The sequence below is a fragment of the Citrobacter cronae genome, assembly GCF_016893685.1.
In the GTDB taxonomy this organism is placed as follows: Bacteria; Pseudomonadota; Gammaproteobacteria; order Enterobacterales; family Enterobacteriaceae; genus Citrobacter; species Citrobacter werkmanii.
The window spans coordinates 4,101,800-4,128,561 of the sequence record NZ_CP069763.1 but is presented as its reverse complement, the minus strand read 5'-3'; the positions used below and the strand labels follow the sequence as shown (position 1 = coordinate 4,128,561).

27 protein-coding genes and 1 pseudogene are annotated in these 26,762 nt (G+C 50.1%); 15 read left to right on the top strand and 13 right to left on the bottom strand.

Annotated elements, in window-relative coordinates; all coding sequences use genetic code 11:
• Positions 1-300, bottom strand: a pseudogene (locus JSN25_RS22220) (hypothetical protein); the annotation flags it as partial.
• A gap of 431 nt (positions 301-731) precedes the next feature.
• On the opposite strand from JSN25_RS22220, the gene JSN25_RS17885 reads away from it, so the two are divergent.
• Both JSN25_RS17885 and pphA read left to right on the top strand, forming a co-directional pair.
• Positions 732-2,012, top strand: a complete 1,281-nt coding sequence (locus JSN25_RS17885) for a hypothetical protein (RefSeq protein ID WP_204525201.1) — start codon at positions 732-734, stop codon at positions 2,010-2,012.
• Between the two features lie 73 nt (positions 2,013-2,085).
• Positions 2,086-2,727, top strand: coding sequence for a protein-serine/threonine phosphatase (gene pphA, locus JSN25_RS17880; RefSeq protein ID WP_204525200.1), 642 nt, complete (start codon positions 2,086-2,088; stop codon positions 2,725-2,727).
• On the opposite strand, the gene JSN25_RS17875 is transcribed toward pphA, so the two are convergent.
• From JSN25_RS17875 to yebS, 5 genes are all read right to left on the bottom strand, one after another.
• A complete protein-coding gene (locus JSN25_RS17875) occupies positions 2,728-2,919 on the bottom strand; it encodes a YdfD/YebW family protein (protein WP_032939629.1) in 192 nt (63 codons plus the stop codon).
• Between the two features lie 102 nt (positions 2,920-3,021).
• Positions 3,022-3,258 carry a YebV family protein gene (locus JSN25_RS17870; RefSeq protein WP_029139506.1) on the bottom strand — a complete coding sequence of 79 codons (237 nt, stop codon included), beginning with the start codon at positions 3,256-3,258 and terminating at the stop codon, positions 3,022-3,024.
• Between the two features lie 100 nt (positions 3,259-3,358).
• Complete coding sequence (gene rsmF, locus JSN25_RS17865) at positions 3,359-4,780, bottom strand: 16S rRNA (cytosine(1407)-C(5))-methyltransferase RsmF (protein WP_267911815.1); 1,422 nt, start codon at positions 4,778-4,780, stop codon at positions 3,359-3,361.
• 79 nt (positions 4,781-4,859) lie between these two features.
• Positions 4,860-7,493, bottom strand: a complete 2,634-nt coding sequence (locus tag JSN25_RS17860; RefSeq protein ID WP_204525199.1) for a PqiB family protein — start codon at positions 7,491-7,493, stop codon at positions 4,860-4,862.
• Complete coding sequence (gene yebS / locus JSN25_RS17855) at positions 7,462-8,745, bottom strand: membrane integrity lipid transport subunit YebS (RefSeq protein ID WP_038641303.1); 1,284 nt, start codon at positions 8,743-8,745, stop codon at positions 7,462-7,464. Before yebS ends, JSN25_RS17860 begins: the two co-directional genes overlap by 32 nt.
• A gap of 128 nt (positions 8,746-8,873) precedes the next feature.
• Here yebS and JSN25_RS17850 point away from each other — a divergent pair, with 128 nt between their 5' ends.
• The 4 genes from JSN25_RS17850 (at position 8,874) to htpX (ending at position 13,296) form a co-directional block, all read left to right on the top strand.
• Entirely contained in the window at positions 8,874-9,371 is a 498-nt protein-coding gene (locus JSN25_RS17850) for a GAF domain-containing protein (protein ID WP_038641301.1), read from the top strand.
• A gap of 96 nt (positions 9,372-9,467) precedes the next feature.
• Entirely contained in the window at positions 9,468-10,154 is a 687-nt protein-coding gene (gene proQ, locus JSN25_RS17845; RefSeq protein WP_003833781.1) for an RNA chaperone ProQ, read from the top strand.
• Positions 10,155-10,173: 19 nt separating this feature from the next.
• Entirely contained in the window at positions 10,174-12,222 is a 2,049-nt protein-coding gene (gene prc, locus JSN25_RS17840) for a carboxy terminal-processing peptidase (protein ID WP_069324696.1), read from the top strand.
• A gap of 192 nt (positions 12,223-12,414) precedes the next feature.
• Entirely contained in the window at positions 12,415-13,296 is an 882-nt protein-coding gene (gene htpX / locus JSN25_RS17835; RefSeq protein WP_003034964.1) for a protease HtpX, read from the top strand.
• Positions 13,297-13,342: 46 nt separating this feature from the next.
• Here htpX and JSN25_RS17830 read toward each other — a convergent pair whose 3' ends face one another.
• Positions 13,343-14,716, bottom strand: coding sequence for an MFS transporter (locus JSN25_RS17830; protein WP_204525198.1), 1,374 nt, complete (start codon positions 14,714-14,716; stop codon positions 13,343-13,345).
• Positions 14,717-14,890: 174 nt separating this feature from the next.
• Here JSN25_RS17830 and kdgR point away from each other — a divergent pair, with 174 nt between their 5' ends.
• Positions 14,891-15,682, top strand: a complete 792-nt coding sequence (gene kdgR / locus JSN25_RS17825; RefSeq protein ID WP_006684175.1) for a DNA-binding transcriptional regulator KdgR — start codon at positions 14,891-14,893, stop codon at positions 15,680-15,682.
• Positions 15,683-15,796: 114 nt separating this feature from the next.
• On the opposite strand, the gene JSN25_RS17820 is transcribed toward kdgR, so the two are convergent.
• Positions 15,797-16,036, bottom strand: coding sequence for a YobH family protein (locus JSN25_RS17820; protein WP_038641292.1), 240 nt, complete (start codon positions 16,034-16,036; stop codon positions 15,797-15,799).
• Between the two features lie 164 nt (positions 16,037-16,200).
• On the opposite strand from JSN25_RS17820, the gene mgrB reads away from it, so the two are divergent.
• The 6 genes from mgrB to rlmA all read left to right on the top strand — a co-directional run bounded on the left by mgrB (position 16,201) and on the right by rlmA (position 20,542).
• The gene (gene mgrB / locus JSN25_RS17815) at positions 16,201-16,344 is read left to right on the top strand and encodes a PhoP/PhoQ regulatory lipoprotein MgrB (RefSeq protein ID WP_038641290.1); all 144 of its coding nucleotides are present in this window, start codon (positions 16,201-16,203) and stop codon (positions 16,342-16,344) included.
• Between the two features lie 74 nt (positions 16,345-16,418).
• A complete protein-coding gene (locus JSN25_RS17810; protein ID WP_204525197.1) occupies positions 16,419-16,703 on the top strand; it encodes a YebO family protein in 285 nt (94 codons plus the stop codon).
• A 635-nt stretch (positions 16,704-17,338) separates the two neighbouring features.
• On the top strand, positions 17,339-17,482 hold the full coding sequence (locus tag JSN25_RS17805) for a DUF2627 domain-containing protein (protein ID WP_006684179.1): 144 nt from the start codon (positions 17,339-17,341) through the stop codon (positions 17,480-17,482).
• 12 nt (positions 17,483-17,494) lie between these two features.
• Positions 17,495-17,704, top strand: coding sequence for a transcription antiterminator/RNA stability regulator CspE (gene cspE / locus JSN25_RS17800; RefSeq protein ID WP_001062678.1), 210 nt, complete (start codon positions 17,495-17,497; stop codon positions 17,702-17,704).
• Between the two features lie 219 nt (positions 17,705-17,923).
• Positions 17,924-19,669: a peptidoglycan glycosyltransferase FtsI gene (gene ftsI / locus JSN25_RS17795; RefSeq protein ID WP_085048052.1), complete on the top strand. Its 1,746-nt coding sequence runs from the start codon at positions 17,924-17,926 to the stop codon at positions 19,667-19,669.
• Positions 19,670-19,732: 63 nt separating this feature from the next.
• Positions 19,733-20,542, top strand: a complete 810-nt coding sequence (rlmA, locus tag JSN25_RS17790) for a 23S rRNA (guanine(745)-N(1))-methyltransferase (RefSeq protein WP_204525196.1) — start codon at positions 19,733-19,735, stop codon at positions 20,540-20,542.
• Here rlmA and mntP read toward each other — a convergent pair.
• The 5 genes from mntP to manX form a co-directional block, all read right to left on the bottom strand.
• Complete coding sequence (mntP, locus tag JSN25_RS17785) at positions 20,539-21,105, bottom strand: manganese efflux pump MntP (protein WP_038641279.1); 567 nt, start codon at positions 21,103-21,105, stop codon at positions 20,539-20,541. The two genes, rlmA and mntP, sit on opposite strands and share 4 nt — an antisense overlap.
• A 432-nt stretch (positions 21,106-21,537) precedes the next feature.
• The gene (locus JSN25_RS17780; RefSeq protein ID WP_038641277.1) at positions 21,538-21,996 is read right to left on the bottom strand and encodes a DUF986 family protein; all 459 of its coding nucleotides are present in this window, start codon (positions 21,994-21,996) and stop codon (positions 21,538-21,540) included.
• A gap of 60 nt (positions 21,997-22,056) precedes the next feature.
• Positions 22,057-22,908, bottom strand: coding sequence for a PTS mannose transporter subunit IID (locus tag JSN25_RS17775; protein WP_006684184.1), 852 nt, complete (start codon positions 22,906-22,908; stop codon positions 22,057-22,059).
• A gap of 12 nt (positions 22,909-22,920) precedes the next feature.
• Positions 22,921-23,721, bottom strand: a complete 801-nt coding sequence (locus JSN25_RS17770; protein ID WP_005122174.1) for a PTS mannose/fructose/sorbose transporter subunit IIC — start codon at positions 23,719-23,721, stop codon at positions 22,921-22,923.
• A 58-nt stretch (positions 23,722-23,779) separates the two neighbouring features.
• Positions 23,780-24,742, bottom strand: a complete 963-nt coding sequence (gene manX, locus JSN25_RS17765) for a PTS mannose transporter subunit IIAB (protein ID WP_204525195.1) — start codon at positions 24,740-24,742, stop codon at positions 23,780-23,782.
• Positions 24,743-25,004: 262 nt separating this feature from the next.
• On the opposite strand from manX, the gene JSN25_RS22500 reads away from it, so the two are divergent.
• Positions 25,005-25,214 (top strand): protein YoaL, encoded by a 210-nt coding sequence (locus JSN25_RS22500; protein WP_072014731.1) that lies wholly within the window; start codon positions 25,005-25,007, stop codon positions 25,212-25,214.
• Positions 25,202-26,761: a CNNM family cation transport protein YoaE gene (yoaE, locus tag JSN25_RS17760; protein WP_087856066.1), complete on the top strand. Its 1,560-nt coding sequence runs from the start codon at positions 25,202-25,204 to the stop codon at positions 26,759-26,761. Before JSN25_RS22500 ends, yoaE begins: the two co-directional genes overlap by 13 nt.
• Position 26,762 lies beyond the last annotated feature (1 nt).

The window sequence follows — 26,762 nt, the reverse complement described above, 5'->3', positions numbered from 1 at the left end:
AATGTCGCGTTCTGCTTCTTCAGCGAGCAGAGCTAGATAGTCTTCACGCGTCATCGACTGTGAGAAACGTCCACACATAGAAACCTCCAGCCATATGTCAGACTGAAAGTATAGGGCAGGAAGAAAAAGTGGTGCGCACCGGTAATGATTTAAAAAGGAGCTTGTAAGGTAAATTGGAATGATGATTTTGTGAATTGATGAATTCTTAAAAATATGTAGATGCTGGAACAATGCGATCCCGAATTTTTCCCGACGACGCCACGAAACCAATAGCAACTGATTGATCTTGAATGGGTGCATTAGTAAGTATCAGGAGGTGTTTTTTAGTGGGTTTTTGGTGTTAAACTATTGAAGTTTATAGGTTATTACGTTTTGATTTGTAAACAGGAATCGTATTCGGTCTCTTTTTATGCGGATTTCATTTCAATAAGTTAGAACGTCATGTCCAAAAATTTCCGAAATTTGTCCACATATCAGTATTTGGGATTGCTTCGTTATACCACACAGTTTTTAACATTCACAGTGTATTTGCAGAGAAAAAGAACAGGGATGGGCGCTGTTTTTCCTCGTATCCTAGAGTGTGCATGACGTATGTGTCAGTGTTTTCAGTGGGTTCTTGTTCCCTCAGACGTTTGGACTCGCTTGTACCGATAGCGGTATACTTCTTCATCAATAGGTGAAGTTCTCACCACTGACTCGGGACTTAGACTCACAGTAAAGAGACAGAAGAAATGGATAAGTTTAAAGAATGGCTGGTGATGGAAATTGGTAATGCAGACGATCTCTCTTCCTCATTAAATCTCTACACTAATGTCTATCAGTTAATACCTGAATATAAATTTGTATTTTCGTCTCCTAAAGGTCCATATCCGGGCTTTCAAACTAACAAAAAGTTCGAAAACGGAGCATCTATTCGTTCTTTATTCAATGATGAAAATGTGTTCGTCATGGATCCTCAAACGATAGAAGAAATGTTTAGTGATAAACGCTGCTCTACTTTTAAAATAGACTACTCAATATCCCTTGATAGCCAGGCATTAAGTTATTTGCGGCCTTATATTAACGGAAAGGTCTCAGGTTTAGATGATGACATTGAAGAAATATTCAATTTTATTTCCCATAAAAATACTCAGGTAGATTCTGTACTGTATGAACTGGAGAATCTTAACAATTTAGATGTAAAAGAAAACCATCATAAAATATTTGATAAATTGTTAGGTTACGAGTTTATAAAGGATGTAGATTTCATCAAAACGGGAAATACCGGGAAATTGACATCAAAAATATCACAAAGTGAGCTTTTACTTAAAACTGACAGACATTTTAATTCTATGCTTGCTAAACACAAGGATTCTGAGTTCAGGCGTGCGCTACGAGATCGACATGATAGTATATATGCTTACCTTCTAATGATGAGTATCATCCAAATCAAATCACCCGCCAGGTCGCTAAAGAATAAACTTATCGATCTGTTAATTTTTGCACACAACAAAGTCGGTTTTCTGGCCACAAGAGAGCTGATTCTTGCAAGTGAGTTCTTTAAAAGAGGAACTCAATTTAGATTTTTTAACAAGATACATAAAAAATCAAAAAATATGTGGCCAGCTTTACATGGGATGGCATGGGACCTTACTCATTGCAGATATTTAGAACAAGCTATTACCTTCAATACCGGAAATGATCAACGGTATTTTTTCCCTGGAATTTTAAGCTGTGATAAAGGATTTATTGAAGCTATGGAGCTGACACCATTAAAGGCCGTTGCATTTAATACCCAGGGGGGGCCGCCACTGCTCTTTTACCATGATAATGACGTGAAAAAAATCACAGCAGACATACCTGAGGTTATTGATTTTTATATAAAAATAACTAGAAAACATAAAAGAGAAGAAAGAGCCAGCACGCGAAATGCACCCACTTATGACCTGCAATCTATTGTTACAGAACTGGAAGAAGAGCTGGAAGCTGTTGCCCAGGTGCCTGTTAGGCGGGCTGATCACATAGGGTCGTGACACAAGCATCGTTCGGAATTTTGCTGCTATGGTTTAATTAAGTGAAGGGTAATATTTGTATGCAGGAGGTCAAATGGGACAGCCTGACAATATCTACCAGCGGATCGCAGCAACAAACTGGCGACACGTCTGGGTCGTTGGGGATCTCCACGGTTGCTTCTCTTTATTGATGGCTAAACTGCGCCAGTGCCATTTTGATCCCTGGCAGGATCTGTTGGTTTCAGTGGGCGATGTTATCGACCGTGGCCCTGACAGTCTCCGTTGCCTGCGCCTGATGCGTAAACGCTGGATTGTGGCAGTCAGGGGCAATCATGAGCAGATGGCGTTGGATGCACTGGCGACGGGGGAGCAACTGTCGTGGTTTATGAACGGCGGCGCGTGGTTTGCTCACGCGGATCAGCCCGCGGCGAGGTTAGCACTGGAAGCGTGCCGAAAGTTACCCTGGATTCTGGAACTACGCTGCCGGAGTGGTATACACGTTGTTGCTCATGCTGATTACCCGGATGATGAATACCAGTGGCAAAAAGAGGTCGATTTACAGCGGGTACTGTGGGATCGTGCGCGGTTGATGAACAATGGTAACGGCATACGCGGCGCGGATCACTTTTGGTTTGGCCATACGCCGCTGCGGCATCGGTTGGATCGCGACAATCTGCACTATATTGATACCGGTGCGGTATTTGATGGCGAATTAACGCTGGTGCAATTGCAATAATCAGAAATCACTGTATTCCTGGGCCGGACGCCAGAAGCTGTCGATATAATCGTCCGCAGGCAAACATCCGCCGTTACGGATGCGCTGATCGTCCATCGATACAAGGCATTGCTGCTCAGTTTTGTAGACATCAACCACGATATCTTCACAACCGCCGTCAAGGTAGCACACAAAAAGAACCAGCGTGAACATTCCATCCTCTAATGGTAAAGCCATACCTCTAGTGTAGAAGATGTTGATAGATGAGGGAAATTAGCCAGGAAATAACCCGTCTGGCGACGGGTTCTTTTTGAATCAGGCAAGGCGCATGATCCAGGCATCTGACTTACGATCGTAGTGCTCGCGAAACAGAACAGAATGCTCTCCATTCAGAAGGGCCGGGACGCTGGTGTCGGCATCCCAGGCGTCCAGTTGCATACATAAATCCGGATCGGATTTACATGGAATGGTTAACGTTCGGTCCCCCGGCGATTCGCCATGCAACTCGGCGTCGTCGATTTCAAAAGCGCCAATGCGCACACTGGTTTTCATCATCGTGCTCTCCGTTTATCTGCTGATTGTGGTACGACCAGTTAGGTCGTCCATTTTTCAGCGTAGTCAACGTTAGCAAAAGCGCCAGTCAAAACGTGCGTTATCCTGTAAAGAGTTTGCCATCCCGGACAAGCTCGCGTGGATAGCTATTTTTCAATCGCGATCCAATACGTTTTGCCAGGCCGATCGGCTGATGCTGGAACGTAACTAACACGTCGTCAGTTGCGGGTGAAGTTTGCGGGTAAACATCTCTACCGCGATACCACTCTTCCGCTTCGGAAAGGCTCAGTTCGAACGCATGGCTGTGGCCTGGATCGGCGAGGGCGATGACGGCTTCATGCTGCCAACGATACCCTTTGTTGTGGGTTTCAGCCAGTTTAACCCCGAGGCGGGAAAAACGAACTTTGCCAATCAGGGGTTCAATCTCTGTCGGAAATAACCAGATCTCTTTATCGCGCTGCCACAGGCGTAAATTGTCTGCCCATTGTAATCCGCAGGCGTTAGCGGCCTGAGCAACAAGCGCGGATTCACGTCCTTTCAGCGGGCTGAACGGGAAGTTGCCCACTTTATATTTCGGTGAGGGTAGCGCAGGAATGGCGGCCGTTTTGCGCAAACGCGCGACGAAGAAACCTTCACAATCGTAGATCTGCGGGAACACATGCAGGAATCCTTCCGGCGTCAGGGCGCGTTCAGCCTCCGGGAATAAATCGCCCAACGGTAAAAATTCAACGGCATCCGGGTAGGTTTCAATCAACCACTGCATAATGGCTTCGTTTTCGTCACGGTTCAGCGTACAGGTTGAATAAACCAATGTGCCGCCGGGACGCAGAGCGTGAAATGCGCTGTCGAGGAGCTCGCGCTGGGTTGCGGCAATTTCCAGATTACTTTCTATGGACCAGTTTTTCAGCGCATCGGGATCTTTACGTACCACGCCTTCGCCGGAACATGGAGCATCCAGCAATATGGCATCGAATGTTTCTGGTAATGCCGCGCCGAATACCCGCCCGTCAAAATGGGTCAGGGCGACATTGTTGATACCGCAACGGCTGATATTGGCATGCAGGACTTTGACGCGACTGGCGGAAAACTCATTTGCCAGAATCGCGCCCTGATTATTCATTTTGGCGGCAATTTGCGTGGTTTTGGAGCCGGGAGCTGCCGCGACATCCATTACGCGTTCCGGGGTATTGCCATCGGCAAACAGCGCGGCGACTGGCAACATTGAGCTGGCTTCCTGAATATAAAACAGGCCGCTTAAATGTTCTGCGGTGCTGCCGAGCGGCAGTGACGTTTCATCATCGCGTTCAATCCAGAAGCCTTCAGCACACCATGGAACAGGGGTGAGCGACCAGTTATATGGCGCTGTCAGAGTGAGGAAATCGGCAACAGAGATTTTCAGCGTATTGACGCGGATGCTACGGCGCAGCGGACGCTGGCAGGCAGCGAGAAAATCATCGAATGAGAGCGTGGAAGGCATTGCTTCACGCATTTGTGTCAGAAAGGCGTCGGGAAAATAAGCCACTTGGTACCACCGGCAAAAAAACAGGAGCGCAGTGTAGCATAAGTGCTCCGGCGCGAGTACGCCGGAGCAAAGGGAGAGGTTATCGTGGCAGGGCGGTTCCCCATTCACGCCACTCTTTCGGTTCGCTTTCCTGCAACAGGAAGTGTTTACCAGCCTGTGCTTTCGGGGCCAGTGGCGTACCCGGCGGGGTTGCAAAGGCGATCCCACCGCGAATGAACTGATTAAAGGTACCGGTCTTCACGACGCCGCCGGTCAGGCCGAAGTCGAGACTGTAGCCGGATGCCAGCCAGAATACAGAGTTGTTACGCACCAGATGCTGATAGCGCTGGCTGATGCGCATAGCGATCATCACGCGATCGGAAAGGGAGCCGAGCGTCAACCCGGTGACGGTCCCGACTTCAATACCTCTGAACAGAACTGGCGTACCGATGTTCAATGAACCCGCTTCCGGTGCTTCCACCACAATACTCAGACCATCGAGGTAACGAGAGTCGGTGATAGTAGCTTCCTGCAGCTCAAAATCACGGCGCGGGTTACCGCGGCCAGGTTCAACGTTGATATACGGCTGTAAGATGGTATCTAAATGCTCCACGCCGGCTGCTGAGATTTGCGGGGTAATCACGGAGAAGCGTGTGCCGCTCCGCGCAAAGGTCTGTACGTACTCCGGATACAGTACCGCTTTGGCCTGAACTTCGTTACGGGCAGTGATCAGCTCAAGCGTCTGGATCTGGCCAATATCGATTCCCAGGTAGCGAATCGGCATCCCGGCCGCCAGTTTACCGGCATCGAAGGCGTGCAGGGTTATCTGGCCGCCCACCGCACGGGCAGCGGTTTCTGACGCATACAGAATCCGCTTGTCGCCTTTGCGTTGGCTGGCGCTGGCGCCGCTCAGGTTATCGAAGCTTATTGCGCCTTTAATCGCTCGCGACAGGGGAGAAGCCTGAACGGTTAAACCGCTGCCGTTAAGCTGAACCTTGGCGCCGCCCTCGGCCCAGAACACACTGTTACTGGTCAGCAGGTTGCGATATTCCGGTTTGATATGCAGATCGATATCAAACGCATCGGCGCGTGGACGAACGCTAATCACTTCACCGACTTCGAATTTACGATATAAAACCACCGAACCGGCCTGCACATCGGGCAGCGTCTCGGCACTCAGGCTGACCGTGGTGGTTGGCAGATCGCTCAGGCTGTTCTCAATCGCTTTTTCCAGGTTGGCATACAGCGGGTAGCTTTTTTTCATTTCACCTTTTGTACCAGGCAAAATACGAATGCCGCCGCTGATCCACTCACTGGCGCTGGCGCCAAGAAACTCCACGCCATCAAGCCCAACTTTGACATCGACCCGACTGTTGACCACAAACTTACTGTCACCTTGCACCAGCGCGCGATGCTGCGGTTCGATGGCGACGGTAAACGAAACGCCTTTGCTGGACAGCGTGCGCTCAATCACCTGACCGACCTGTACGCCGTGAAGAATCAGCGGTTGGCCGGCATCAATACCGTAACTTTCCGGCGCGGTCAGCGTCAGCGTCATGACGCCCGGATCGTGTAACAATGATTGCTCTGCAGGAATCACCGCAAACTGGTTACGCGGCTCGCCCTCGCCAGGTATCAGTTCGAATGTTTTGCCCGTCAGCAGCGAACTGAGATTCGCATCGCTTAATGATAATTTAGGGCTGTGTAATTCAATACGCGTGTTGTCGCGCAATAGCGTGACGACGCTGGGATCGACCGTCATCTCGCCGGTGACTTTCCCGCCCGGATTTAAATCCAGTTTGGTCAGTTGACCGACTTCTAATCCTTGATACATCAGCGAAGTTGAGCCTGCTTTCAGTCCGTCGCCGCTGGGTAAGTCGAGCTTAACGATCACGCCGCGCTGGCTGTGCGCGAGATCCTGATACAAACCAAACGTGTCGTCGGCAACGGCGGGTTGCGAATCTTCCGGTGAGTCAAAGGCAATGGCGCCATTTACCAGCGCAGCCAGACTCTCCAGTTTCACTTTGGCGCCGCTGAGGCTGACATCCGCGTCTACCCCTGATACGTTCCAGAAACGACTGCCTTTTTTCACCAGATTGGTAAAGCGACGTTCAATCAGCACGTCGATGGTTACGCCCTGATTATTTGGATTAATGGTGTAGTCATAGACCCGACCTACCGGGATTTTGCGGAAATAAACCAGCGAGCCGCTATTAAGCGAACCGAGGTCGGGGGCCCGCAGGTGCAGCATCAAATCGCCGTTGTTCAGACGGTATTTCGGCTGCGTATCGAGCGCGACGAAATGATCCTCTGGCTCGCCGGTTCCGGGCATCATGCCGATATAGTTGCCGCCAACTAACGCATCCAGGCCGGAAACCCCCGCCAGTGACGCTTTCGGCGTGACCAGCCAGAACTGGGTATCTTTGCGCAGTGCATCTTTCATATTTGATTTGATGCTGACGCGGACTTCAATTTTACGCAGGTCTTTGCTGAGGTTGATGTCCTGCACCGTGCCCACTTCGACGCCCTGATAGCGAACAGGGGTACGGCCAGGCACAATGCCGTCCGCCGACATAAAGTCAATGGTTACGGTATTACCGCGATCTTCATAGCTTCCCCAGATAAGCCATCCTGCAATCATCAATGCGATGAACGGCAGCAGCCAGAACGGGGAGAGACGACGTTTTGTTTTAATCTGCGCTTCAGTCTGCGAAGCGGGCGTTTCCTGACTCATGTGCATCCCAAAGTAAGCGGCTGTCCAGCCATTCCACTGCAAGAATAGTCAATATTACCGCTGCGCCGAAATAAAACGCAGCCGGTCCCATAGTAAAAGCAAGTATCTGATCGCGATTAATCAGCGACATGGTTAAAGCGATAACAAAAAGATCCAGCATTGACCAGCGACCAATCCAGGTCACTATGCGCAGTAGTTTGATGCGGGTACGCAATCCTTGCTCACATTTAAAATGAATGCTGATGAGCAACGTAAACATCACAATCACTTTGGTGAATGGCACCAGAATACTGGCAATAAACACGATCGCCGCCACGCCGATATTACTGTTCGCCAGAGACAGTATGCCTGACATGATCGTGTCTTCCTGCCGGGAGCCATTGACATAAATAATCGAGATAGGCAGGAGGTTCGCAGGCAGCAGCAGGACAATTGAGGCCAGCAGAGCAGCCCAACATTTTTGAATACTTTGATTTCTGCGCCAGCGCAACGGTATGTGGCAACGAGGGCAGCGACCGCGGGCGTCCGGATACCCTGTAAAGTGGCAACCAAGGCAAACGCGAAGCTTTTCATCGGGCCGACGAGCAGGCCTTTGTGGGTAAAAACGGTCCCAAAGCTGTTCTACGTTGAGGTGCGATAACGTCAAAATACTGAGGATCACCAGCGCAATAAAAGCAAACAGTCCCACCCCAGGTTGCAAATAAGCATAGTCCTGAACTTTAATTGACGCGACGCCGATACCCACAAGATAGATATCGAGCATCACCCACTCTTTGAGCCTTTCCAGCATCAGTAGCACCGGACGCAGGTTCATCCCGAGAATATTACCAAACCACAGATAAGCGATTGAGGTAACGAGAATAATCGGCGCGCCCGCAACGCAAAATAGCACGAAAGATGCGGTGAGTGGGTCGCCCTGGCGGGTCATTTGCCAGATACCCTGCATCACATTGGCGTCAATGCGTACACCGAGCAAAAAAATATGTAACAGCGGCTCTCCCCAGGCGAAGGGCATCAGCAGCAACATGGTGACAGCCATTGCTGCCAGCCGCGTTAAGGACCAGTCGCGTCCGTCACGGATTTTTGCCTGACAGCGTGGGCAGAATGCGCTTTGGTGCGAGCGCATTTTAGGCAAGCTGAATATCAGGTCGCATTCAGGACAACGATGATAATGTGCACGCGGTAGTGCCTCGCCGATAGACCTGATGGCTATTTTTTTAGTTGGCGTGATGCGTGATGTCGTAAGGGCCATGTATCGCGTATCAAAATGTTGAAGTAATGTTATCTTAACTCATGACGGGAATGATCTTGAGCATTAACGCATTTAATGTTTATTTTAGTAGGCTGCAGTTTTAAGTAAGACAACTAAGTGATTACATAATGAACAAATCAGAGCTATACACGGATCTGAACCGTGATTTTCAGGCATTAATGGCAGGTGAAACCAGTTTTCTGGCAACGCTGGCAAATACCAGCGCATTGTTGTACGAGCGTCTGGCACAAGTAAACTGGGCCGGTTTTTACCTGCTTGAGGGCGAGACTCTGGTACTTGGCCCTTTCCAGGGCAAAATTGCCTGTGTGCGGATCCCGGTAGGGCGTGGTGTATGCGGTACCGCGGTGGCGCGCAATCAGGTGCAGCGTATCGAAGACGTGCACGCGTTTGACGGGCACATCGCATGCGATGCCGCCAGCAACGCGGAAATCGTTCTGCCTGTCACCGTTGAAAATCAGATAATCGGCGTGCTGGATATTGATAGCACTGCGTTTGGTCGCTTCACTGAAGAAGACGAACAGGGGCTGCGTACGCTTGTGGCACAGCTTGAAACCGTGCTTGCAACGACGGATTACAAAAAATTCTTTGCGAGCGTCGCAGGATAATCAACGGATAACGTAGCAATTACTGATGACGTCATTATAATGTCGCCTGTTCATGCCTGCGCTTGTTGGCTACGTCCGTTGTAATCAGGAAATTTCATGGAAAATCAACCTAAGTTGAATAGCAGTAAAGAAGTCATCGCGTTTCTGGCCGAACGCTTCCCGCAGTGTTTTAGTGCTGAAGGCGAAGCGCGCCCACTGAAAATTGGCATTTTTCAGGATTTGGTAGAGCGTGTTGAGGGCGAAATGAACCTCAGCAAGACACAGCTCCGTTCTGCCTTACGTCTCTATACTTCAAGCTGGCGCTATCTGTATGGCGTTAAATTGGGCGCAACGCGTGTTGATCTCGACGGCAACCCATGTGGTGAGTTGGATGAGCAACATGTTGAACATGCTCGCAAACAGCTGGAAGAAGCTAAAGCTCGCGTTCAGGCGCAACGTGCAGAGCAACAGGCGAAAAAACGCGAAGCGGCCGCTGCTGCCGGCGAAAAAGAAGACGCACCGCGTCGCGAGCGTAAGCCGCGTCCTGCTCCGCGTCGTAAAGAAGGGGCTGAACGTAAACCTCGCGCTGAAAAACCAGCAGCAAAAGCACCGCGTGCTCCTCGTGAAGAACAGCATACCCCGGTATCTGATATTTCAGTGCTGACGGTAGGGCAGTCCTTGAAGGTGAAAGCAGGTAATAATGCGATGGATGCCACCGTATTAGAAATCACCAAAGATGGCGTCCGTGTACAGCTGAATTCGGGTATGTCTTTGATTGTACGCGCAGAACACCTGGTGTTCTGAAACGGAGGCCAGGCCTGGCATGAACACTTTTTTTAGGCTTACTGCGTTAGCTGGTCTGCTTGCATTAGCAGGCCAGGCACTTGCTGTAGAAGACATCACGCGTGCCGATCAAATCCCCGTTTTAAAGGAAGAAACCCAGCATGCGACGGTGAGTGAACGTGTAACTTCACGTTTTACACGTTCACACTATCGCCAGTTCGATCTGGATCAGGCGTTTTCGGCAAAAATTTTTGACCGCTATCTGAATCTGCTCGACTACAGCCATAACGTGCTGTTGGCGAGCGATATCGAACAGTATGCAAAAAAGAAAACTGTCCTCGGCGATGAACTGCGCACGGGCAAGCTGGATGTCTTTTACGATCTTTATAATCTGGCGCAAAAACGCCGATTTGAACGATATCAGTACGCGCTAAGCGTGCTGGCGCGTCCAATGGATTTTACCGGGACTGACACCTTTAACCTCGACCGGAGCAAAGCTCCGTGGCCGAAGAGCGAAGCAGAGCTCAATGCGCTGTGGGACGGCAAAGTAAAATTTGACGAACTCAGCCTGAAGCTGACCGGTAAAACCGATGCGGAAATTCGCGAAACGCTGACACGTCGCTATAAATTTGCCATTCGCCGCCTGGCGCAGACGAACAGTGAAGATGTGTTCTCACTGGCGATGACGGCTTTTGCTCGTGAAATAGACCCGCATACTAACTATCTTTCTCCGCGCAACACAGAACAGTTTAATACTGAAATGAGCTTGTCTCTGGAAGGTATTGGCGCAGTTCTGCAAATGGATGATGACTACACCGTCATTAACTCCATGGTGGCAGGCGGCCCGGCAGCCAAGAGCAAAGCGATAAGCGTTGGCGACCGTATTGTCGGCGTGGGCCAGACCGGAAAAGGCATGGTCGATGTGATTGGCTGGCGTCTGGATGATGTTGTGGCGCTGATCAAAGGACCTAAAGGCAGCAAAGTTCGCCTCGAAATCCTGCCTGCTGGTAAAGGCACCAAGACGCGCATTGTCACGCTAACGCGTGAACGCATTCGTCTCGAAGACCGCGCTGTTAAAATGTCTGTGAAAACCGTTGGCAAAGAAAAGGTCGGCGTACTGGATATTCCTGGTTTCTATGTTGGCCTGACGGATGACGTAAAAGTTCAGCTGCAGAAACTGGAAAAACAGAATGTCAGCAGCGTGATTATCGATCTGCGTACTAACGGTGGTGGCGCACTGACCGAAGCGGTCTCGCTTTCTGGTCTGTTCATTCCTTCCGGCCCGGTGGTTCAGGTTCGTGACAATAACGGCAAAGTGCGTGAAGACAGCGATACCGACGGTGTTGTGTATTACAAAGGTCCGCTGGTGGTGTTAGTCGATCGCTTCAGTGCCTCGGCATCGGAAATTTTTGCCGCGGCAATGCAGGATTATGGCCGTGCGCTGATCGTCGGTGAACCGACCTTTGGGAAGGGCACCGTACAGCAGTATCGTTCTCTGAACCGTATTTACGATCAGATGCTGCGTCCGGAATGGCCAGCACTGGGTTCCGTTCAGTACACGATCCAGAAATTCTACCGTGTAAATGGTGGCAGTACGCAGCGTAAGGGCGTTACGCCGGATATCATCATGCCGACAGGTAATGAAGAAACTGAAACCGGTGAGAAGTTTGAAGATAACGCGCTGCCGTGGGATAGCATTGACGCGGCAACCTATACAAAGTCTGATAACCTGACGCCATTTGGACCTGAATTGCTAAAAGAGCACAATGCACGTATTGCGAACGATCCTGAGTTCCAGTACATCATGAAGGACATTGCGCGATTTAATGCGATGAAGGATAAGCGCAGCATTGCTTCTCTGAATTACGCTCAGCGTGAGAAAGAGAATAACGAAGATGATGCACTGCGTCTGGCGCGCATCAACGACCGGTTTAAGCGTGAAGGCAAACCGTTGTTGAAGAAACTGGACGATCTGCCGAAAGATTACCAGGAGCCGGATCCGTATCTGGATGAAACGGTAAAAATCGCGCTCGACCTGGCGCATCTTGAAAAAGAGAAGCCAGCGGAACAGCCCGCAACCAGTCAATAACCTCCAACAGGCACAAGAAATTGTGCCTGTTTTTTTAACAACCGCATGAAGACGTCAGTCTGATACGATAAAATGTAAAGTTGTGTCTTTCTGGTGACTTAGCACCTATGGATGCTTGAAAATAGCCATAAGACCCATACGATATGGGTAATCGCATAGTGCGTTTTGTTAAATTGAGGTTAAAAGAAAATTATGATGCGAATCGCGCTCTTCCTGCTGACGAACCTGGCTGTGATGGTCGTTTTCGGGCTGGTATTGAGCCTGACAGGGATTCAGTCAAGCAGCGTTCAAGGCTTGTTGATCATGGCACTGCTGTTTGGTTTTGGTGGTTCCTTCATTTCGCTGCTGATGTCCAAATGGATGGCGTTAAAGTCCGTTGGCGGGGAAGTGATTGAACAGCCCCGTAATGAAAGAGAACGCTGGCTGATGAATACGGTAGCGAATCAGGCCCGTCAGGCGGGTATCGCTATGCCGCAGGTTGCAATCTACCATGCGCCAGATATTAACGCCTTTGCTACCGGTGCGCGCCGGGATGCTTCGCTGGTTGCTGTGAGTACTGGCCTGTTGCAAAACATGAGCCCGGACGAAGCCGAAGCAGTTATCGCGCACGAGATCAGCCACATTGCCAATGGCGATATGGTGACCATGACCCTCATTCAGGGGGTGGTCAACACCTTCGTTATCTTTATCTCCCGTATTCTGGCGCAAATTGCCGCCGGATTTATGGGCGGTAACCGCGATGAGGGCGAGGGCAGCAACGGTAACCCATTAATCTACTTTGCGGTGGCGACGGTGCTGGAACTGGTGTTTGGTATTCTGGCCAGCATTATTACCATGTGGTTCTCACGCCACCGTGAATTCCATGCGGATGCCGGTTCTGCCAAACTGGTCGGCCGTGAGAAGATGATCGCCGCGTTGCAGCGTCTGAAAACCAGCTATGAACCGCAGGAAGCCACCAGCATGATGGCGTTCTGTATCAACGGTAAATCCAAATCGTTGAGTGAGTTGTTTATGACTCACCCGCCGTTGGATAAGCGTATTGAAGCACTGCGTAGTGGGGAATACCTGAAGTAACCCTAAGAAGTCTGGAAAAAAAAGCGCGTCGTCCGACGCGCTTTTTTTATGCCTGAACGCGCGGCTGCGTGATACGTAAGCCGCTCACAATGGCGGCAGCCGTTGCCAGTATACCCGCGGTTATCAGCGATATATGTGTCCCGCTGTCACCAAACTGATTGAGCATTAACGCCACCAGTGCCGCGCCGGTACTTTGCCCTAACAAGCGCGCAGTCCCCAGCATCCCGCTCGCCCCGCCGCTGCGTTCACGCGGTGCGGAGGTGATGATGGTGTGGTTATTCGGTGACTGAAATAGACCAAAACCCGCGCCGCACAATATCATCGGCCAGATGATATTAATATCGGAGGGCGCAGAGGGAAGTAACACCAGGGCAAATAATCCGCTTGCCATCACGGCCATACCCAGTGCACCCAATAGCCCCGCGTGGACGCGTTCGATAAGATATCCGGCCAGCGGCGCCATCACCATGGTTGCCAGCGGCCATGGGGTCAATAGCAGGCCCGTTTCGACTTCGCTACGACCGAGCACGGTTTGAAGAAAGAAGGGCAGAGAAACCATCGCCAGCATTTGCGCGCTAAATGAACAGATTGACGTGCAAATCGAGAGTGAAAACAGCGGAATACGCAGCAGGTCAACCGGTAATAACGGTACCGGCAACGCCAACTGGCGGCGGATAAAGAAAAAACCGACCACGATAAGCGCCACAAGCTCGGTGCCAATCAATTTTAGCGACTGCCCTTGCGCAAATCCACTGAGCGCGGTAATTAACAAGCCAAACGTTAAGGCATTCATTACCGCACTTGGCAGGTCAAAGCGTGGTTTATTGCTGCGGGACGAATTAGGTGGCAAAAAGCGCATAGCCAGCAGCAGGGCAATTATTCCCAGCGGGACGTTAATCAGAAACAGCCATTTCCATGACGAGATAGAGAGGATCGCCGCGGCAATGGTGGGGCCTGCCGCTGAGGATACCGCCACGATGAAGGAGTTAATTCCCATCCCCCGACCAAGCTGACGCTGGGGATAAATAAGTCTAATTAATGCTGTATTTACACTCATCAGCGCCGCGCCGCCAAACCCCTGAGCCACGCGGGCCAGAGTTAACATTTGTAGCGAGTCTGATAAAGCACAGAACAGCGAGGCAAGCAGGAATACGACGAGACCACATTTATAAATGCGTCGATAGCCAAACATATCACCCAAAAATGAGAGTGACAGCAGTGAAACGACAATGGCGATTTGATAGGCGTTAACGATCCAGATTGAACTGGCGGGTGACGCCTGAAGGTCGGTAGCAATCGTCGGAAGTGCCACGTTAGCTATTGCGCCGTCGAGTACTGCCATAGAGATGCCAATAACAATGGTTAAAATTGCACCATATCGCTGGGGCAATGGCAGGCCATCAGCCTGAATTTTTTCCATAAGGGGTCATTTTATCGGGAATTATGATGAGAATAATAATCTTAGCATTGATATACAGGCGTTAGGTCGCAGATTTGTAACTAAGTAAGCAAAGAGCGATTGCGAGGGCAGGTCCGCGAAATTATAATAAAAACCGGTTCTGATTTTTATAAAACACTCGTAATGAGGTGATAAATGGCAATCGCAGATCTGGATAAACAACCTGATTCTGTATCTTCCGTGCTGAAAGTTTTTGGCATCCTGCAGGCGCTGGGTGAAGAGCGCGAAATTGGTATTACCGAGCTGTCGCAACGCGTCATGATGTCGAAAAGCACCGTTTATCGCTTTTTGCAGACCATGAAAACGCTGGGTTATGTGGCACAAGAAGGGGAGTCAGAGAAATACTCCCTGACCCTGAAATTATTCGAACTGGGCGCGCGCGCGTTACAAAACGTTGATCTGATCCGTAGTGCTGACATCCAGATGCGTGAACTTTCACGTTTGACCAAAGAGACCGTACACCTTGGTGCGCTGGATGAAGACAGCATCGTCTACATTCATAAAATCGACTCCATGTACAATCTGCGTATGTATTCCCGCGTCGGTCGTCGTAACCCATTGTACAGCACGGCTATCGGTAAAGTTCTTCTGGCATGGCGTGACCGCGATGAAGTGAAGGAAATTCTTGACGGCATCGAGTATAAACGCAGCACCGACCGTACTATCACAAATACTGATGAATTGCTGGTATTGTTAGATAAAGTACGTGAACAGGGATACGGCGAAGATAACGAAGAGCAGGAAGAAGGCCTGCGCTGCATCGGTGTTCCAGTGTTTGACCGTTTTGGCGTGGTGATTGCGGGTTTGAGTATCTCATTCCCGACGCTGCGCTTTTCCGAAGAGCGTTTACACGAATATGTGGCGATGCTGCATACGGCAGCGCGTAAGATTTCTGAACAAATGGGCTATAACGACTATCCGTTCTAATCCGCAGCAATAGCGCTAAGTGTAAAACCCCAGGTATTGCGTACCTGGGGTTTTTTAATGAATAAAATTAACGCTGTTTTGCGCAAATAGCATTGAGAATGTATTGCTTCTATCTTAACCGTTATCGATAACGACAGTACTTTTCCGCAATACAGGGCAATCTGAAAGGCCAATAAGGCCGCTGTTTGAGTGGACATATTGTGCGGTGCTGGTCCCGCGAGCGGTCAGATATTGGCATTGCAGACCCAGACCGGCCGCATTCTCTTTACTCCCAATCAAAATGCCATAGCCGCTGAGTAATAAACCGATCCAAACCAGAGCTAACAACACAATAGCGCGGATAATCAGACGCATTACAACCTCTTATCTTTTCTCGTTATTAGTAGATTAGCCTGTACACGGGATGAAACAAGTCAATCATTCCTAAAAAGATGGAATGCCGTTACAGTTAACGCTGGGTTTAGGTAACGCATGATAATTTATAGTCATAAGATGTAGAGTTGAAGAGTGGAGCTGGAGTGAAAAAAATACGCTGGGTGGTACTGATTGTTATCGTGCTGGTATGCATATTGATGTGGGCGCAGGTGTTTAACATCATGTGCGATCAGGACGTACAATTTTTCAGCGGTATTTGTGCCATCAATAAATTTATTCCCTGGTAAGCGCATTTTTACAACAGTTGATTACCTTCTTGTGCGGCAGTGGTAAACTACGCTGTCTACATTGAGGTGGTGAAATGAACGAAGTTTTGAATTCTGGCGCGTTAAGTTTTGCGTCTTTAGCGGTATCGGTGGTGGTTTTGGTTGTTGGGCTTGTGTTGTGGTTTTTCGTCAATCGGGCAAGTTCGCGTACTAACGAGCAGATAGAACTGCTTGAAGCATTGTTAGACCAGCAAAAAAGACAGAACGCATTGCTCCGTCGCCTTTGTGAAGCTAACGAACCAGAAAAAACGGCAGAACCTGCAGCGGTTGCTGCGAAGGATGAAGATGAAGACATCATCCGCCTGGTAGCTGAGCGCTAAAAACAGTATGGCAGGGTGAAGGTCTGCTGATGCGGTTCGCAGATACCTCATCCTGTCGTCAACATGTCAGATCATTTTCTTCTGCTCTCGCCGCGTAATTAGCGTTCGGCGTCGCCTGTCACCTGAGTATTTTCAGATACTCTAACCAATTAATATCTTACGTACGGTCTGATCTAAATATATTTTCCCATACGTTAAAAATATGATTATGTCATTTTTGTGATAGCGATCGTCTTATTCACAGCGAAACGTTTCTCTTACTTTTTTGTGCATTGTCATCATTCTTTCATTATTTTAGTGCAAAAGCAGAAGGCGGATCTCATTTTTACGCTTGTGACATTTTATGCATTACTAAGCATAAAAAATGATATCCACCAGCCCCTGTGACAGATAACCTGGAACAACCGAAGCTATTGAGCTATGGTAGAAATGTCCCTGTGACGGTGCAAGCCTGACGGGGCAAGGGGAGAGAAGTGAGAATATAACTCTGCTCGGTCTGGCGCATAACTGTGCAGTGGTTGTTTGATGAACGACAGGATTTGTGCGACCGATCGAGACACGTTTAAAAATGGCTTGCCATTATTTACGTTGTATGTGATAACACGTTTTGGGTTAAACGAGGTACAGTTCTGTTTATGTGTGGCATTTTCAGTAAAGAAGTCCTGAGTAAACACGTTGACGTTGAATACCGCTTCTCTGCCGAACCTTATATTAGTGCCTCAAGCAGTAATGTCTCAGTTTTATCTATGTTATGCCCGCGGGCGAAGAAAATACTCTAAGGAATTTTGCAAATGGCAAAGATTAAAGGTCAAGTTAAGTGGTTCAACGAGTCTAAAGGTTTTGGCTTCATTACTCCGGCTGATGGCAGCAAAGACGTGTTCGTACACTTCTCCGCTATCCAGGGTAACGGCTTCAAAACTCTGGCTGAAGGCCAGAACGTTGAGTTCGAAATTCAGGACGGCCAGAAAGGTCCGGCTGCTGTAAACGTAACAGCTATCTGATCGACACCACTGATTTGATGCGCTCTTGCGCAACCATCTCAGATATAAAGCCTCGCTTATGCGGGGCTTTTTAATTCAAATTACGTCAAAATATTTCTGAAAGCCCATCCATTAGCGCTTTGTTGCAAAGGCGTGATGTTCGTAGCATAGTTTTCCCCGCATTCTCGCGGCATTTCTCGTTAAATCAGACACCTGAAAAACTATCATGCGGGAGTCCAGGTGAAAAAGAAAAACGACATAGATGCGCGCAATTTTACTCCCGTACGTTTTGCCCTGCTTTGTGTGGCGATATTATTAAGCCTGGGATTGCTGCTGGGTCGTGTGGCGTGGCTACAAATTGTCACGCCGACAACTTTGGTAAAACAGGAAGATATGCGTTCGTTACGCGAGGTTACCATTGCCTCGCCACGCGGAATGATTACCGACAGAGAAGGGCGACCGCTGGCGGTAAGTGTCCCGGTGAATGCCGTCTGGGCAGACCCTAAAACCATTATCAGCAAGGGAGGCGTGGGCTACAACGAACGTTGGCAGGCGTTAGCAAAGACTCTGAACATTTCGCTCAGTTCTCTGGCTGAGCGTGTTAACAGTAATCCTGCGGGACGCTTTATTTATCTGGCGCGCCAGATCTCTCCTCAGCAGGCTGAATGGATCGATAACCTTAATCTTCCGGGAATCAATCTGCGTGAAGAATCACGCCGCTTTTATCCCGCCGGACATGTTGCGGCTAATCTCATTGGTTTCACCAATATTGATGGCCAGGGTATTGAAGGCCTGGAGAAAAGCTTCAATAGCCAGTTGATGGGCAAACCCGGCTCCCGCCTGGTCCGTAAAGACAAATTTGGCCATGTCATCGAAAATATCACCGAAGTGATGCCGGTGCCTGCACATGAGTTACAACTCAGTATTGATGAGCGTTTGCAGACGGTCACCGAAGACGCGCTGGACAATGCCGTTACATGGAATAAAGCGGAATCCGGGGCCGCGGTACTGGTTAATATTGAGACCGGCGAAATTCTCTCCATGGCAAGCTTCCCCGACTTTAACCCCAACAATCGAGACGGCGCGGTACTGGATGATTTTCGTAACCGTGCCATTAGCGACACCTTTGAACCCGGTTCAACCGTTAAGCCACTGGTGATCATGACCGCGCTTCAGCAGGGGATTGTGCAACCGGACAGCGTAATTGATACCCATCCTTTTAATGTCGACGGGCATCGTATTCGCGACGTCGGATTTTACCCGGAGCTGTCGCTGACCGGCATTTTGCAGAAATCGAGCGACACGGGCGTTTCGCACTTGTCGTTAGCTATGCCGGTGCAGAAATTGCTGGATACCTATAAACGTTTTGGCTTTGGCGACCCAACCGGGTTGGGATTAACCGGCGAAAGCAGTGGTTTAATGCCTCAACGCCGCTACTGGAGCGATTTGGATCGCGCCACCTTTGCATTCGGTTATGGGCTCATGGTGACGCCGCTCCAGTTGGCGCATGTCTATGCCACCATCGGTAGTTTTGGCATCTATCGCCCCCTTTCTATCACGCGTATTGATCCGCCGGTAATAGGGACGCGGGTGATGCCGGAGGCGCTGGTTCATCAGGTTGAACATATGATGGAAAGCGTCGCGTTACCCGGCGGTGGGGGAACCAAGGCCGCGGTCAGGGATTATCGGGTTGCGGTGAAGACCGGGACGGCGAAAAAAATTGGCGATGATGGTAAATATGTTGATAAATACGTGGCTTATACGGCAGGCGTTGCGCCAGCGAGCGACCCGAAATTCGCCTTAGTCGTGGTTATTAATAATCCACAAAACGGTGCTTACTATGGGGGCGCCGTCTCCGCGCCGGTATTCAGCCAGATTATGGGAGATGTTTTACGCCTGGAAAATGTTAAACCAGACGGCATGCCTGCCGACTCCGATCACCTGCTGGTGATGCATGGTGACAGCGTATCCTCGCCGACGCTGTAAGTTATTTTCCCGGGGCGCAATTCGCGTTACACTTGCGCCCTCAAATCACCTGCCGGAGTTGTCATGTCGTTTTCCTGTCCTCTTTGCCACCAGCCTCTTACTCAAACGAAAAACAGTTTTATTTGCCCTGAGCGGCACCAGTTTGATGTGGCGAAAGAAGGGTATGTCAACTTACTGCCGGTTCAGCATAAGCGGTCGCGCGATCCGGGTGACAGCGCTGAGATGATGCAGGCGCGCCGGGCGTTTCTTGATGCCGGACACTATCAACCGCTGCGTGACGCGGTTGTGAATGTGCTTGCGCAGACGCTGAGTTCAGAGAACGCGGCGATTCTGGATATCGGCTGTGGAGAAGGGTATTACACCCATGCCTTTGCCGATACGCTGACTGGCGGCAAGACCGTTGGCCTCGACGTCTCTAAAGTGGCGATTAAGGCCGCAGCCCGCCGTTATCCGCAGGTCACCTTTTGCGTGGCTTCCAGCCATCGTCTGCCGTTTGCCGATGCGTCCATGGATGCCATCATCAGGATCTACGCGCCCTGTAAAGCGCAAGAGCTGGCTCGCGTGGTGAAACCGGGAGGATGGGTAATCACCGCTACGCCTGGGCCGCGTCATTTAATGGAGCTGAAAGGGCTGATTTATGATGAGGTGCGTTTGCATGCGCCACATACCGAACAACTGGAAGGTTTTGTTCTGCAGCAAAGTATTGCGCTGGGCTATCAGATGCAGCTCAAGGGCAGCGAGGCCGTTGCATTACTGCAAATGACGCCATTCGCCTGGCGGGCAAAACCGGAAGTGTGGGAAACGCTGGCAGGAAAAACGACGTTTGACTGCCAGACAGATTTTAGTATTCACATCTGGCAGCGCCAGAATTAACCGTGGAAGTGCGCCCAGAGGATCTGGGCGCCGATACCAATCAGTACCACCCCGCCCAGGATTTCAGCTCGTTTGCCCAGCATCGGACCAATAAAACGACCGATCATCATTCCGAGCGTGGACATCATCAACGTGGCGCAGCCGATGGCCAGCGCAGTCGCAATGATGTTAACCTGCAGGAACGCCAGACCCACCCCGACGGCCATCGCGTCGAGACTGGTGGCGATAGCGGTGGTGACCAGCAGCCAGAATCCGTGGCGGCGCGGCGGTTCTTCATCTTCATCACCGTTGTCGCGAAAACCTTCGATTATCATTCGCCCACCTAAGAAAATCAGCAAAATGAAAGCGATCCAGTGGTTCCACTCCAGCACGAATTTGCTTGCCAGCATGCCCATACCCCAGCCAATCAGCGGCGTCAGGGTTTCAACTGCGCCGAAAATGAGACCGGTGCGCAGAGCTTCAGAAAATTTGGGTTTATGCAGGGTGGCGCCTTTGCCAATTGATGCAGCGAAAGCATCCATCGACATGCCGAAAGCGAGAAGTACAGTAGCGGTGAGATTCATAACAGCGTCCTGACCGGGGTATCCATAAAACACATCACTGCCCCCAGTAACCATGCACACAGATTAAAATCACGAAATATATCGTGCCATTCAGGTATGCATTGCAGTTGATGTGCCTATGGTCTCGCCTGACTGAAGCTGTATGTTCAGTCCGTACGCGCCACGTTTTTCAACGAGTATGTTGACACGTACATTTCCGGAGTCTGGAAATCGGCTACTCCCCAACGACGGGCGCAACCTTAACATATATTGAGAATATAAAACAAGAAACAGGGAAATAATATTTGACTTCTAATTGAAAACGATTTTCATTTAGATTTATTTATAAACAGAACGTTAAAATAAATAACATTACGGACGTTGTAATATAGCCTTAGCTATGTTTTGTTTTCAAAAATATATAAAAAACATAATTCAGGCTATCTTTCTAATTTACTGATTTGAAATGAGAAGTTTATATATTTTTTCAAGATCGTCTATATTTCGTACGCGAACCAGCAATCTCCGCTGTTCTAATTGCATCACCAGCACGCCGTCCTCTGATAAATTCATCTCTTTAATGCGGTTATATTCAATCCAGACGTTGGCAAAGAAAAAACCTTTTTGCTTGAAGATGATTTTCGGCGTACGGATCCAGAACAGATACAACCCCATCAATATCAGTGCGCATAATAACCACGTGGTGAATTGCGCCCCGTGGCTGGTGACGTTGTTGTAAATAAGAATAGCTACCAGGCCAATGAAGATAACACTGTCAACACGGCTGCGAGGAAGCAGGGCGACCGTCAGCAGAGTAAGGCCATTACGGCGGGGCATGATGAACTGATCGTAAATGGCATACGCCAGCAGCGAAAAGATAAAAAGAACCAGCACCAGGTCCGTGATAGTCATGAATCCTCAATCCTCTGAATAGAAAAACCGGGGGCAAGCCCCCGGTGGTGTACAACAGTCTTACAGGCCAAGCAGGCCGACAGCGTAGCCCGCGATACCGATGATGAAGAAGCCAACGATAATCCACAGCGGGTTCACTTTCTTACGCAGCAGCCACATACAAGCGAAAGTCAGCAGCAGAGGAACCAAGCCCGGCATCAGCTGGTCAAGGATAGTCTGCACGGTGGTGACGCGAGTCTGACCATCCTGACCGGTGATAGTGGAGACCACCAACGGGATATTCACGTGCGTCCACTTGTTAACCAATGCCCCCATGACAAACAGGCCGAGGATTGACGCCCCCTCAGTCAGTTTCTGCAGGAAGCCACCGCCCATATCCTTAACGATATCGACCCCTTTACGGTAGCCGTATGCCACACCGTAGTAACGGGTTGCCAGACGCACCAGGTTAAACAGGATGAAGAACAACAGTGGTCCAAGCAGGCTGCCGCTCATCGCGATACCAGCGCCAAGCGCAGCAAATACCGGACGTACCGTACCCCAGAAGATTGGGTCGCCGACGCCTGCCAGCGGTCCCATCAGACCAACTTTGATACCGTTGATAGCACCATCGTCAATCTCTGCGCCGTTGGCACGCTGCTCTTCCATCGCCAGCGTAACGCCCAGCACAGGTGCGGCTACGTACGGATGGGTGTTAAAGAATTCCAGGTGACGCTTAATAGCCTGCTTACGTGCGTCGTTGTTTTCCGGGTACAAACGGCGGATAGCCGGTACCATGGAGAAACAAAAACCCAGCGCCTGCATACGTTCGAAGTTCCATGAACCCTGAAACAGGTTAGAACGAATGAACACGCCACGAATGTCACTCGGAGTGAGTTTTTTCTCGGTGGTAGTTTTAGTCATATCAACCATTTCGCTCACCTGCTAGTCCAGTTCGTTATCAAGATCGTTGTTACCAGCTGCCTGAACTGGCGCACCGGCGACGCGGTTATATTTCGGGCTCAGCTGAATGTAGAGGATTGCCATCACTGCGCCAATCACACCCAGAGCAACCAGGTTGAAGTTAGTAAATGCCGCGGTGACGAAGCCGAGGTAGAAGAACGGCATCAGGTAGCCCGCGCGCATCATATTGATGACCATCGCATAACCAACCACCACGATCATACCGCCTGCGATATTCAGGCCGCCGGTGACGACTTCCGGAATGGCGTTGAGCATGCTCTGAACTTCACTGGTACCTACAGAAATCGCCACGATTACCGCCGGGATAGCGATACGCATAGCCTGCAGGAACAGTGAGGACACGTGCAGCCAGGAGAGCGCCGTCAGGTTGCCGTTTTCGGCCGCCTTATCCGCTGCGTGCTGGAATGCTACGGTGATAGTACGAACGATGATGGTCAGAACCTGGCCTGCTGCTGCGAGCGGGATAGCCAGCGCGATACCGGCACCAATACTTTGGTGACCCGCGATAACCAGAACGGTAGAGATAATTGACGCCAGTGCGGCATCTGGTGCAACCGCAGCACCGATGTTCATCCAGCCCAGGGCGATCATTTCCAGGGTACCACCGATGATAATACCGGTTTTCATATCCCCGAGAACGGCGCCAATAAGCGTACAGGCCACCAACGGACGGTGGAACTGAAATTCATCGAGTACCGACTCCATACCCGCGATACATGCGACGATGAACACCAGCACAATCTGAAGAGTGGTAATCTCCATTGTACTTCTCCTATTGCTATACAGACTTAAGTGTGAAAACTAAGTAAATGCCAGGGAATTATTTCGCCTTGGCAATCAAATCCATCATTTTCAGTTTCTGATCGGTCGAAACTTTACGCGCTTCGAGCTCAATACCGCGTTCGTTGAGTTTTTTGAAGGCTTCGATGTCTTTTTCATCAACAGAAATTGCGTTGTTTACCTGTGTTTTACCCTGACGGAAAGCCATACCGCCAATGTTTACAGAGGTAATTTTCACACCACCTTCAACGATACGTTCCACATCGGTCGGGTTGGTGAACAACAGCATCACACGCTCGCCTGCATATTTCGGGTTGTTGTAGACGCGGATCATTTTCGCGACATCAACCACATGCGCCGTCACACCCGGAGGTGCTACCTGAGTCAGCAGCGTTTTACGCACGGTATCGGCGGCAACTTCATCGCTGACGACAATAATGCGCGTTACGTTGGTTTCTTTGGTCCAGCGAGTGGCTACCTGACCATGAATTAAACGGTCATCGATACGCGCCAGACCGATCTGCATATAATCGTTCGGGCCCATCGGTTTCGCCGGTGCTGCTGCTTTTGGTGCCGCAACGGGGGCAGGAGCGGCCTTTTCCACCGGTTTCGCTTTCAACGCTTTCACGCCTTCGCTACCGGTTTCAACGGCCAGTGCCACTAATTCATCAAAGCTCGGGTTGTCATCACGCGCCATGAAGGTTTCAACCAGCATGGGAATGTTCACACCGGCGATAACTTCGTAATGCTCTTTATCGACGACAATGCGGCTCGCAGCGTTAAACGGGCTGCCTCCCCATGTGTCAACGAGAAACAGCACGCCTTTACTGGTATCGAGTTTTGCCAACTGAGCGTTGTACTTTTCGATCAGCGTTTCGGCATTTTCGCCTGGAACGAAATCGATCCAGCCGACGTTTTCCTGCTCGCCTAACAGCATCTCTGCTGTCTTAAGTAACTGCTCTGCAGCCCAACCATGTGTGCCTATTAAAATAGCAATGGTCACTTGCTACCTCCTTTATTATCGTTAACACATCAACGTAAAGATGTATTTGAATCGTCGTCCGCAATCGAATCGATTCAGATAAGGGTTACAAAGAAAAACCTATGATTTTCGTGAATTATTTTAGATATCGAAAAAAATATTTTATGTGATGAAGATCCGTAATTTAACTTCCGATGAAAAGAAATTTCGAAGGGTAAAATATCTCCGAAACAACTTATTGCAAAGGAAGGTAAATCTTTGCTAAAAACCGGTTGTCTCTGTTATGTTTAGCATCTGTTTAATTACTCAGGAGTATAGGGCAGTAGCCCACCATATGGATCGTCACCGACGTCATTTCACCCTCAGGCCGCTTTGCGCCTGTCAGATTGGCACTTTTTGCCACAAATTTTCTCTGCATAATGCTTTAACGCCTGAGATCCTCAGCGCGCAGTTTGGTCATTCCTTAAGCAGGAGCTTGTCATGGAATTATTAATGGATCCGCAGATTTGGGTGGGTTTGCTCACGCTTGTCGTTCTCGAAATTGTTCTGGGTATTGATAACCTGGTCTTCATTGCGATCCTGGCTGATAAGCTGCCGCCGAAACAGCGAGATAAAGCGCGTTTAATCGGTTTATCACTGGCACTGATTATGCGTCTGGGCTTGTTGTCCGTGATTTCGTGGATGGTGACGCTGACAAAGCCGCTGTTTACGGTAATGGACTATGCGTTCTCGGGGCGCGATCTGATTATGCTGCTGGGCGGTATCTTCCTCTTGTTCAAGGCTACGACAGAGCTGCATGAGCGGCTGGAAAACCGTGAACATGATACCGGGCAGACGAAAGGGTATGCGAGCTTTTGGGTTGTGGTGACGCAAATTGTCATCCTTGATGCGGTGTTCTCGCTGGATGCGGTGATTACTGCGGTCGGTATGGTCAACCATCTGCCGGTCATGATGGCGGCGGTCGTGATAGCTATGGCCGTGATGCTGCTGGCTTCCAAGCCGTTGACGCGATTTGTGAACCAACATCCGACGGTGGTGGTGCTGTGTCTGAGCTTCCTGTTGATGATTGGTCTGAGTCTGGTTGCCGAAGGGTTTGGCTTCCACATTCCGAAAGGTTATCTGTATGCGGCGATTGGCTTCTCGATCATTATCGAGTTGTTTAACCAGATTGCCCGTCGTAACTTTATTCGCCACCAGTCGACCCTGCCGCTGCGTGCGCGGACTGCGGATGCAATCCTGCGTCTGATGGGCGGTAAACGTCAGGCCAGCGCGCAGATGGAATCCGACAATCCGGTACCTGTGCCCGTTCCGGAAGGCGCCTTTGTGGAAGAAGAACGCTATATGATCAACGGCGTACTCTCCCTGGCCTCGCGTTCATTACGTGGCATTATGACGCCTCGTGGCGAGATTAGCTGGGTTGATGCGGACCTGAGCGTAGCGGAAATTCGCGAGCAATTGCTTTCGTCACCGCACAGCCTGTTCCCGGTATGTCGCGGTGAGCTGGACGAAATTATCGGTATCGTCCGTGCCAAAGAACTGCTGGTGGCGCTGGAAGAGGGTGTGGATGTGGCGGCGATTGCCTCAGCCTCTCCGGCTATTGTGGTGCCGGAAACGCTGGACCCGATCAATCTGTTGGGCGTTCTGCGTCGTGCCCGCGGCAGTTTCGTGATCGTTACTAACGAATTTGGTGTCGTGCAGGGGCTGGTTACACCGCTGGACGTATTAGAAGCTATCGCCGGTGAGTTCCCCGATGCCGATGAAACGCCTGAAATTATTGCTGATGCGGGCGGCTGGTTGGTGAAAGGCGGAACCGACCTGCATGCATTGCAGCAGGCGCTGGACGTGGATACGCTGGTGGATGAAGACGAAGATATCGCGACGGTTGCAGGTTTAGTCATCGCGGCTAACGGTCATATTCCACGCGTCGGCGATGTTATCGAGGTTGCGCCGCTGAGTATTACGATTGTCGAAGCGAATGACTATCGTGTGGATTTAGTTCGCATTGTTAAAGAACAATCTGCTCACGATGAAGACGAGTAAT

Excerpts from the sequence above, each read along its gene's own strand:
- yoaE (WP_087856066.1), top strand. The coding sequence starts at position 25,202 with ATGGAATTATTAATGGATCCGCAGATTTGGGTGGGTTTGCTCACGCTT.
- JSN25_RS17875 (WP_032939629.1), bottom strand. The coding sequence starts at position 2,919 with ATGTTCACGCTGGTTCTTTTTGTGTGCTACCTTGACGGCGGTTGTGAA.
- JSN25_RS17805 (WP_006684179.1), top strand. The coding sequence starts at position 17,339 with ATGTGTGGCATTTTCAGTAAAGAAGTCCTGAGTAAACACGTTGACGTT.
- JSN25_RS17775 (WP_006684184.1), bottom strand. The coding sequence starts at position 22,908 with ATGGTTGATATGACTAAAACTACCACCGAGAAAAAACTCACTCCGAGT.
- cspE (WP_001062678.1), top strand. The coding sequence starts at position 17,495 with ATGGCAAAGATTAAAGGTCAAGTTAAGTGGTTCAACGAGTCTAAAGGT.
- JSN25_RS17860 (WP_204525199.1), bottom strand. The coding sequence starts at position 7,493 with ATGAGTCAGGAAACGCCCGCTTCGCAGACTGAAGCGCAGATTAAAACA.
- JSN25_RS17810 (WP_204525197.1), top strand. The coding sequence starts at position 16,419 with ATGAACGAAGTTTTGAATTCTGGCGCGTTAAGTTTTGCGTCTTTAGCG.
- mntP (WP_038641279.1), bottom strand. The coding sequence starts at position 21,105 with ATGAATCTCACCGCTACTGTACTTCTCGCTTTCGGCATGTCGATGGAT.
- JSN25_RS17870 (WP_029139506.1), bottom strand. The coding sequence starts at position 3,258 with ATGAAAACCAGTGTGCGCATTGGCGCTTTTGAAATCGACGACGCCGAG.
- proQ (WP_003833781.1), top strand. The coding sequence starts at position 9,468 with ATGGAAAATCAACCTAAGTTGAATAGCAGTAAAGAAGTCATCGCGTTT.
- kdgR (WP_006684175.1), top strand. The coding sequence starts at position 14,891 with ATGGCAATCGCAGATCTGGATAAACAACCTGATTCTGTATCTTCCGTG.
- JSN25_RS22500 (WP_072014731.1), top strand. The coding sequence starts at position 25,005 with ATGTTTAGCATCTGTTTAATTACTCAGGAGTATAGGGCAGTAGCCCAC.
- rlmA (WP_204525196.1), top strand. The coding sequence starts at position 19,733 with ATGTCGTTTTCCTGTCCTCTTTGCCACCAGCCTCTTACTCAAACGAAA.
- htpX (WP_003034964.1), top strand. The coding sequence starts at position 12,415 with ATGATGCGAATCGCGCTCTTCCTGCTGACGAACCTGGCTGTGATGGTC.
- prc (WP_069324696.1), top strand. The coding sequence starts at position 10,174 with ATGAACACTTTTTTTAGGCTTACTGCGTTAGCTGGTCTGCTTGCATTA.
- JSN25_RS17780 (WP_038641277.1), bottom strand. The coding sequence starts at position 21,996 with ATGACTATCACGGACCTGGTGCTGGTTCTTTTTATCTTTTCGCTGCTG.
- JSN25_RS17850 (WP_038641301.1), top strand. The coding sequence starts at position 8,874 with ATGAACAAATCAGAGCTATACACGGATCTGAACCGTGATTTTCAGGCA.
- JSN25_RS17770 (WP_005122174.1), bottom strand. The coding sequence starts at position 23,721 with ATGGAGATTACCACTCTTCAGATTGTGCTGGTGTTCATCGTCGCATGT.
- pphA (WP_204525200.1), top strand. The coding sequence starts at position 2,086 with ATGGGACAGCCTGACAATATCTACCAGCGGATCGCAGCAACAAACTGG.
- JSN25_RS17820 (WP_038641292.1), bottom strand. The coding sequence starts at position 16,036 with ATGCGTCTGATTATCCGCGCTATTGTGTTGTTAGCTCTGGTTTGGATC.
- JSN25_RS17830 (WP_204525198.1), bottom strand. The coding sequence starts at position 14,716 with ATGGAAAAAATTCAGGCTGATGGCCTGCCATTGCCCCAGCGATATGGT.
- JSN25_RS17885 (WP_204525201.1), top strand. The coding sequence starts at position 732 with ATGGATAAGTTTAAAGAATGGCTGGTGATGGAAATTGGTAATGCAGAC.
- yebS (WP_038641303.1), bottom strand. The coding sequence starts at position 8,745 with ATGGCCCTTACGACATCACGCATCACGCCAACTAAAAAAATAGCCATC.